We start from the raw sequence: 8,458 nt of genomic DNA on the forward strand, positions 1-8,458 counted from the left end.
TATATCAAAGACTTAAGTGCAAATTAACTCAAATTCCCGTGACGGGAATATTGCATACGCTATGACAGTTAAGCGCTTTCAACTTTTAATGTGCTCGTTAGATACTTCAACAATTTTTCCACGGTGTCATCTTCCACCCCTGTAAGCTCAAACTTGGTCGTCCCTTTATTGGATATCGTATGTTTGAGAAGCACTTGCCCATTGCGGCTTTTATACGTCACAGGGCGCTTAGCCGTGGGCGCTTTCGCCTTCGTTCTCACCGAGCTCTTTAATCGCTTAATAATCTCTTCTACATCCAACAATTCGGTTTTATTGTGGAGAGCTTCCTGACGAGTGCTCAGCAACTGAGACGCCTGATTACGCAATCCTTCTTCATCTTTCTTTATCAAGCGAGCAATCGTTTCACCATAGGATAACGGCATATCTGAAGGTGAAGGTAATATTCTCACAAATATTTCATCAATCTCGACACAGGACTTATACCGAGCAATATGTGTAGAACTTATCCCTCTCGCTGCACCGAGCTGAGTCCAGTTTTGAAATTCCCCACATTCAATTAGGCGTAAATACGCTTTTGCTTTTTCATAAGGGCTGACGTCTTGGTGCTGATTTTCAATAACGCCTAACTCTCTAACATCCGCATCAGGTACGTTGCCGACCAATGCCAGGTATGGTTGCTCTGAGAGTTTAACCGCAGCTAATCTTCTCGAGCCCTCGATCAGTTCAAACCGTCCATTGTCCTTGGGCCTGACTGTGCCCGGCTGTTGCTGACCATGTTTGCGAATAGAAGGTAAAATATCTTGTAATGATATTTCATCCAAAAAAGTCTGTATACGTTCGTTCTCAGGTGACACATCAATCAAGTGAGGATCGATGCGACACATTTCAAATGCGACATTTTGCTTTGTCACCGGCATAGTCAAAATGATCTTTGTACCATCTTTGTTTTTGGCTTGTTCAAGCTCCTGCAATAAATGAGACTTTTCCTCTTCAAACTGTGCTTGCGCTTTTTTCAAAGTATCTAAAGCGGCTTGTTTTTCCGCTTTTAATCCATCAGTAAAACTGGTTGGTCTGCGATCACCTGTCATTACGCCCAACGCTGGAGAAGGACGCCTTTTTCTAGCGCTAAGTTCAGGTTCATTGGCATCAGACTTCACATCTGAAGATAGCAATTCATCAATATTGCCGTATTTGCTCTTGTTTCCCATTACCTACTTCCTCCTCTCGACTGCTTTGAATAGTTTTCTATTTCTGCTTTTGCAGGCTCTGCATTTGCCATTATCTGCTCTATTTTGTCTACATAAGGCTCTCTATCAAAGTCCGCATAACATGTTTCCCAAACGGCATCGTGCATTTCTGAAAACAATTTATCGAACATCTCAACCGTTACCTTCAAACGCTTACGGTTATCCGACTCAGATGGATTTTGTTCATAAATAGAATAAGTCGAGTTATTTGCTTTGCCTATCTCATCAGAAGCATGCGCCTCATTTGACAACACATCACCACGTTCAACAGAAAATACACGACGAATTATTTGACCCATAAATTGTGCATAACTACTTTTGCTATACTTGGTAATAAAAAAGCGGATATCCGGAATATTGGGGCAAACGCCGCTTTCATTGTACGTTTCAATCGTCTCAGCAACCAAACCCGCAAATTGCAATGTCGATGCAAAATCTAACATCGCAGCCGGTGTTGGCACGAAACACATATCACACGCCGAAACGACATTGAGGGTGCTCAGGTTGAGAGAAGGGGTGCCGTCAACGATAATAAAGTCATAGTCACTCCCAACCTCGAGCAATCCATTTCTTAATTTCATAATCCTGTCGACGAACGGCACTTCTGCCTCATCCATAACCCTAGGCATCATTAAATCAATATTTAGGTTTTGTAGACAACTAGGGATAATATCGATATTGTCCCAGTACGTTTTTTGAATCGCGTAGTGCAGTGAGCGAGATGAACCAGGCGGATGCCCAGCCTCAACTAATGCTTCATCGTCTTCAAGAAAAAATGGCGCAATGATATTTTCATAATGAACGTTATCATCCGGTCGTTTACCAAAAAAGAAGCTCAGTGATCCCTGAGGGTCCGTGTCCAGTAACAATACGCGATAACCTCGAATAGCCAGGTATTGCGCAAACAGCTGACAAGTCGTTGTTTTTTGACTCCCACCTTTTAAGTTTAATATGCCAATCACAGCAGCCGACGCACTGTCTGGCTTCTTTGGTCCAGTGCCAAACACCTTACGCATATGATTAATGTGGTTAATTGTGTAACCCGCTCTCACCTTCTTCGCTGTATCATTGCGATATTCAGGCTCAGGTAATCTACCATCTTGCTCGGCAGCATATAATAGAGAGTGACTTATACCCGCCAGCTCAGCAGCTTGGGTCGTGCCATAACGGCGCTTTTGAACTCTTTCATCAACTTGCGCCGCTTCAAACCAATCATTATCATGTCTGTCCTTTTGAGATTTTCTTACAAGCTCAGGGATTTCCGTGATAATGGTCTCACCTCTTTTTACTAACGTATTAATTTTCTTTAAAATAGTGAGAAGATAGGATTTAAGCGCCTCATCACTCATATCAAATTCCTTAGCATATTTGACTTATATTCATTAATAATAGACAATTTAAATGCATCTTCACCAATTGACAAGAAGAAACTAGATTTGATGATTTTGGTGGGGCCAACAGAGAAATTCATTCTCTTGCCGTGTTAGCGATATAAAGAGGCAGGCCAGAATAACAAGTTGTTAATATTAAATGGTGAAGCACTAAAAATGAATAAGAACGAACTAGAACCCATACAATCTCATCAACTTAACCTCGACACATTTGGCCTCGACCCTTTGCTCGATAAAAATTATAGCAACACGCTAGAAATCTATGATTTGGCTGGGAAGTTCACTTACGATAAACACAATAAGTACCTAGTATCTGCCACAGCAGAAGAAACCGCTTTTACACGACTAACCAATTACAAAGACATGGAACTGAAAGTATCCGTCACCGCTGCCAATATAGAACGCACGAGTAACGGTAAAAAGCAGCGCACATTTGTCTTCCCTGGTGCTAGAGAAGAAATCATTGAAGACGTTTTGCGTAAGCTCGCCACCGAAAGAAGAGCAGAAGCCTATAAAGCAACAACCGGCACCAATGCGGGCTCAAAGTTTGTTGGCATCGCATTTACGCTTTATGAAGTGTATGAAGAACTAAAAAGGGTCGGAAAATCATATTCATATTCAGAAATAAAAGAAGCACTTCATGTTTTAAATCGCTCAATACTCTCCATTCAGAGCATCGACAACTCCATTGATTTGTCAGCCCCCTTCTTTCCATTTATGGTGATTTCGGAAAAGGGAAGTAATGCAGAAGATACACGCTCATTTGTGTGCTTTCACCCCATGGTTACAGATGCAATTTTAACATTGAACTTCAGACGGTATAACTACACAAAAGCCCTTGAATTTAAAAGGCACTACACAAGACTTACCTACAAACGCCTCTGCCATAGATGGATACAGGCCGCACCTGGAAAACCTTATACCATTTTATTAAGCACGTTAATCAACGCAATGAAAGACCCTTACCCGAATCTTTTTCAGGATAAAGCCTTGTTTAAAAAAGTCATGGAAGACCTTGTCAATGCGGATGTATTAGAGCGATTTGAAATGAGTGCCAAAAAAGAAGGTAAAAAGATAACCGATTGGCGGTTTGACCTTTACGCATCAAATGCGTTTGCCAAACAGGTGGCTGCCAATAACAAAGTGGCGAAAGGGCTATCAAGCTAACGCCACTCCCTCCATTTTACCTGATAACTCCCACACAGAACAACGAGCTTCAATTTTACATAATCAATAGACTGGTTCTCTATCTCAAACCTAAGCAAAAAGACAAAACGTGAAATAAAGTCCGCTTTCCTATAAAAATAGCCTTTTACACTCAAAAATTACCATGGTTTGAGATAGAATTAGTCACAATACGTAAAAATCACAAATAAAGTACCAAGGTTTAAAATAGAGAAAAGGCGAAGAATTTGTTTGATAGATTTTTAAACTTGCCAAAAGACCTAAAAACTCACACCAAAAATCAGTGTTTCACTAGGAAGATAGTTAAAATTACGCGCATTATTGATATTTTAAGAACATTAAGCAAAAAATAAACCTGTAAGATATACCAGCCCACGTAAATATCCACCCACCAAGGTTTGAGATAGAGGTATCGCCCACCCCCAAGGTTTGAGATAGAAAACACCAAGGTTTGGCATAGAAAGGGAAATATTTCACCCATTACAAAAACCAAACCATGAACAAACCTGTGAAAAACCTGTTTGCAACATGTGCACTCAAATGTATAAGTTGGTCTATTTAGGGTTTGAGATAGAGTATTGCTTAGGTTTAAGATAGAAAAACAGCAAGGTTTGACATTGTGGAATACTAAGGTTTGAGAAATAAATACCATGAGGTTTAAGATAGCATAAAAAATATTAAACCAAACAATATCAACATCTTAACAAGGTTTGTTGATAAGCCTTCCGTATGCCTTCCGTTTTTAACCCGTTATATAATCCGTATCTATCTATTTATTCAGAGTAATAATTACACATAATTATTACTTATTAAGCATATCAAAAAAGACAAGATTTATTTTGATAACATAAACTCTTTTTCTGACTCTATCAGCGTTTCCAACCCATGGTGTTGGTACACAGTCTTATGAAAGCGAAGGCATTATCCGCAATTGTGGGGTAATACCTGACAATAAGCACAGTACCCCTATTTTCATTTTACGTTAGGATTAGCTTCCTATGTTTCGGTCAACTGGCAATAGGTAAGGCATCGTCTTTCATTTTGACGTTGGTCCGCTAAACACTGAATTAATGACAAGACACTGCAGTAGTAGAGAGGTATAACATCAGATAAACTTTGATTTATACTTTTTGATTTTTATCCTATTGCTAGGTAAGTGGGTGCTTATTTGATACAATTTAACCTAGTACATATCGTTTATAAACAGCATTTGTTCATAGGTGTTTTAAGTTAAGGTTTAATAGAGGAAGTCAATCGTTGAACACTATATCACTAAAACAAAATCTAGCAGCAGCATTGAACTCAGTGGATGCAAGCAAAATTCTTATTGAACAGCCCTATGAATTCAAATCAATATTTTTGAACAGAGTGCAGCCAGATGAAACAAACCCCCGTTTCTTTCCAGCTGTGATTATGTCCGATATGCATGCGTTTCAAATGATTGAAAGAAAACTGACCAAGCAGCAACTGCAAGCTATTTACAATGTGCAAGATCAAGTCCTCATAGGGAAGGGGTGTATTGTTAACTGCTTTAAACGCGGTTCATTAGAATGGAAAAAGGTTAACCAATCGATTGAATCGATCACTGAACTGGCTGCCAACATATCGATATCTGAAATTATTCAAGTACCCACTGTTTACCCTATTGGCAATGGTAGCTATCAAATATTAACTGGACACAGACGCTTCTTTGCCTTGATCTTCGCGAATGGTGAAAATAGTGCCGCTCAGTTTAAGGTATATGATAACTGTCCCCCACTGCCTAAAACCAAGCAATTCCAAGAAAATGCAAGTCGAGAGGATTTACCACAGTACGGAAAACTAAAAGCATTTGAGGACGCTATTTTAGAGATCGAAGAGCTCAATGCAGCTCGAAAGAGGGGCGGGGGTAAAGCGCTTACCGTTCGAGAGACCGCAAGTACACTGGGGATCTCAATGGGCGCCTATGATAACTACAACGTGCTGACACGTTATCCTGCAGTCGCCGAGTTTTATGCGGATGGAGGAGTGAAGCCTTTCATCCAAGTAAAGAAACTCGTACTTAGCAATGAGAGTGCCTACAAACGTCGTTTTGACAAAAAAACGCTAGATGGGAATGACAAAAAAAGTATTAATGAACGTATCAAAAAGCGCTTAGCTGGCGAAGTACAAAAGTATCAACCATCCACGGCACCAGTCATGAATTTTAAAATTAACAAGCTAAATTCAGTGGATGCGTTAAGAAAGCTACTAACAACAGATGTCACGCAGATAAAATCGGACATTGATTGGGAAACGTTAGATTGGAACAACAAAAAGGACGTTGAGAGTTGTTTGATTAAGTTGGTTGAGTTATTGAATGAGAACTAACACTGGACCTCGTTTGAGGTATATACAAAAAGAACACATCGTACAGCGGGCTCTTTACTCTTTACTCATTAATTTGCTGGCTTCTTTCAACCTTCGGGTACCTCTTTTATCGTACTTTTGAGTTGTGTTGACGCTGACATGGCCCATAGCATCTCGAACGGTAATAATATCGACATTCATATCCAATAATCGGGTCCCAAACGTTCTACGCATATCATGGGGAGAGCACTTTTCGATGCCTGCGATTTTCTGCCTGTGTAGTAAGATATTGTAGATAGCCTGATCGGATAAGCGCTCAAAGGTGACATAGTCCCAGCGCCTTATACGTGTAAACAGTGCGCCAGGTTGCGTACCGCGGGTCTTATTAAGCCAACTTTTGATGTAAAGCGCGGTACTGTCGGGCATATAGGCCACACGCTCAATGTTGCCTTTTCCAACTAGTTTTATGGTGTTTTCTGTCCAGTAGATATCTTCTACATCAATGGAAACGATTTCTGCACGGCGCAGACCACACCCATACAGTAAACTGATGATGGCAAGATCTCGAGCGCCTTTTTTACTGTCATCGGACTTGCAAGACTGGAGTAATTTTCCGACTTCTGCTTCACTGAGCGCTCTCCCTTTACTTAATCTTGAGCCCTTCACTGATTTTACATCTTTGATTTTCATATAATCTTCAGAGTTGATTAGGCCCAATGTCCATGCCTCATGCATTGTCCCCCTAATGGCGCAAAGGTAAGTATTGATGGTTGCGGGAGAGAAGCCCGATTGCAACAATTTCTCTTTGATTGCAATGACATGAATTCTTCTGACTTTTTCCCAAGGGCAATCTTGAATACTCACATGGCCCAAGGCATTTGCGATGAGTTTAAGCGTGGAAGAAATGCTCCGTCTACTGCGTTTTGAATCTAACCGCAATAAATAAAGTTGCGCTGGGTTGTTGTTTTTTTGATGGGTTACTTTGCTCACTTTTCCAGAGAGCCAAACTTCTTTCATGGGGATCCTATTATCTCGCTTATCGTTGCTCAGTGGTGACCGGGTATAAAAATGAGCATTGATCTCAGTCTCAATTATAGCAAAAAACAGTCTACATAACTTTTTGGCCTCGTCTAGAAAAGTGGCGACAAACTCACCGAGACAATTTTAGAATATATACTTTTTCAAAGATACATTTTAATAAGTAGAAAAATTGTGTCATGATATGCTGCTAATGACTTGTCACATATGTAATACGCTGTAGAATTACTTTAACACAATAGAAATTTGAAAAGTGTGACAAGTCACAAAAATGAAGAACTCTGACAATAAAGATGCAATGTGGCACAGTTATGTTGAGGAAGGGTTTCTGGAAAAAATCCGTCCAACGGATTTAATTGCCATTGAGTCAGGTATACCTGACGTGAATGAAATGGACTTTCAAGCAGCCAAGCAAGTATTGCAAAATAACCTCACGCCACAAGGTTGGACCAGATTGGCTGCTCGGTTCAGGAAATACAAGCAAAGAAAACTGGCACAGAGTACGACCATTACTTTGCATAAAGTAACACTGGAAAAACTCTATGCGTTAAAGCAGTACTTGGAAGTCGATGACTATGAAACGGTGTTTGATTATTTACTCGATCCGGAAGAGGATTTAAGCGATGCGTTAAAAATATTATTTGATAGCAGAAATTCTAAATGATTTATACTCAGGGTTTATTTTTTTGAAAAAAGCAAAAGTATGATGTGTTCTTAATTAAGTGCGACGTACTGTAACTAAATCAATATAAAAATCCGGTGCCCCAAAATTACGCGTAGCAAACTGTGCGAAATAAAAACCGAGGTATCACGCTTTTAAGGTTGCGTTTCATTTGAATGGCGGCAATAACCACGCCCTAGAATGTATGTTCAATTCGTTGAAAACCCCTTAAATTAGGCAGGATTTTCTTTATTGATTTTACTTTCTTCAATAATTATTCAAATAATAGGGTTAACATCGGGAAATTGTTCTGTTAAATTAGCTAAAAATTTTCTAAATATGACACAGTAATCAAAAAGCACATGCGCTTTTTGGAGCCTTTTACACGTGGTGATAAAAATAAAATCATGCCCGAGCAGTGTAATATGGCTGTTAGCTCCAGAAGCATTTTAATAATATTGATGTGAGTAATCCTAATGGGTTTATGGTGTATTTTATCGCGTGCACATAGGAGAACTTATCAGGAAGCTTCGAAAAGTTTCCTTTTGCTGCTTGGTTTTGTGCTAAATAAACCTAAAAGTGACTTACTTACCTTTGGAGAGTAAAAC

At 39.7% G+C, this 8,458-nt stretch carries 6 protein-coding genes; 3 read left to right on the plus strand and 3 right to left on the minus strand.

Going from position 1 to position 8,458, the window contains the following annotated elements; all coding sequences use genetic code 11:
* Nucleotides 1-68: 68 nt before the first annotated feature.
* Nucleotides 69-1,208, minus strand: coding sequence for a ParB/RepB/Spo0J family partition protein (locus tag A7985_RS23330; RefSeq protein WP_065792823.1), 1,140 nt, complete (start codon nucleotides 1,206-1,208; stop codon nucleotides 69-71).
* The gene (locus tag A7985_RS23335; protein WP_065792824.1) at nucleotides 1,208-2,596 is read right to left on the minus strand and encodes an AAA family ATPase; all 1,389 of its coding nucleotides are present in this window, start codon (nucleotides 2,594-2,596) and stop codon (nucleotides 1,208-1,210) included. Before A7985_RS23335 ends, A7985_RS23330 begins: the two co-directional genes overlap by 1 nt.
* A gap of 198 nt (nucleotides 2,597-2,794) precedes the next feature.
* Between A7985_RS23335 and A7985_RS23340 the strand changes: the two genes are divergently transcribed.
* Nucleotides 2,795-3,805 carry a RepB family plasmid replication initiator protein gene (locus tag A7985_RS23340; protein ID WP_141685435.1) on the plus strand — a complete coding sequence of 337 codons (1,011 nt, stop codon included), beginning with the start codon at nucleotides 2,795-2,797 and terminating at the stop codon, nucleotides 3,803-3,805.
* A 1,275-nt stretch (nucleotides 3,806-5,080) separates the two neighbouring features.
* Entirely contained in the window at nucleotides 5,081-6,172 is a 1,092-nt protein-coding gene (locus tag A7985_RS23345) for a ParB/RepB/Spo0J family partition protein (RefSeq protein ID WP_065792826.1), read from the plus strand.
* Nucleotides 6,173-6,226: 54 nt separating this feature from the next.
* Here the strand turns inward: A7985_RS23345 and A7985_RS23350 are convergent, their stop codons facing one another.
* The gene (locus A7985_RS23350) at nucleotides 6,227-7,168 is read right to left on the minus strand and encodes a tyrosine-type recombinase/integrase (RefSeq protein WP_081310706.1); all 942 of its coding nucleotides are present in this window, start codon (nucleotides 7,166-7,168) and stop codon (nucleotides 6,227-6,229) included.
* Nucleotides 7,169-7,460: 292 nt separating this feature from the next.
* Between A7985_RS23350 and A7985_RS23355 the strand changes: the two genes are divergently transcribed.
* Complete coding sequence (locus A7985_RS23355) at nucleotides 7,461-7,853, plus strand: hypothetical protein (RefSeq protein WP_065792828.1); 393 nt, start codon at nucleotides 7,461-7,463, stop codon at nucleotides 7,851-7,853.
* Nucleotides 7,854-8,458 lie beyond the last annotated feature (605 nt).

It is taken from the genome of Pseudoalteromonas luteoviolacea, from assembly GCF_001696455.1.
GTDB lineage: Bacteria > Pseudomonadota > Gammaproteobacteria > Enterobacterales > Alteromonadaceae > Pseudoalteromonas > Pseudoalteromonas luteoviolacea_C.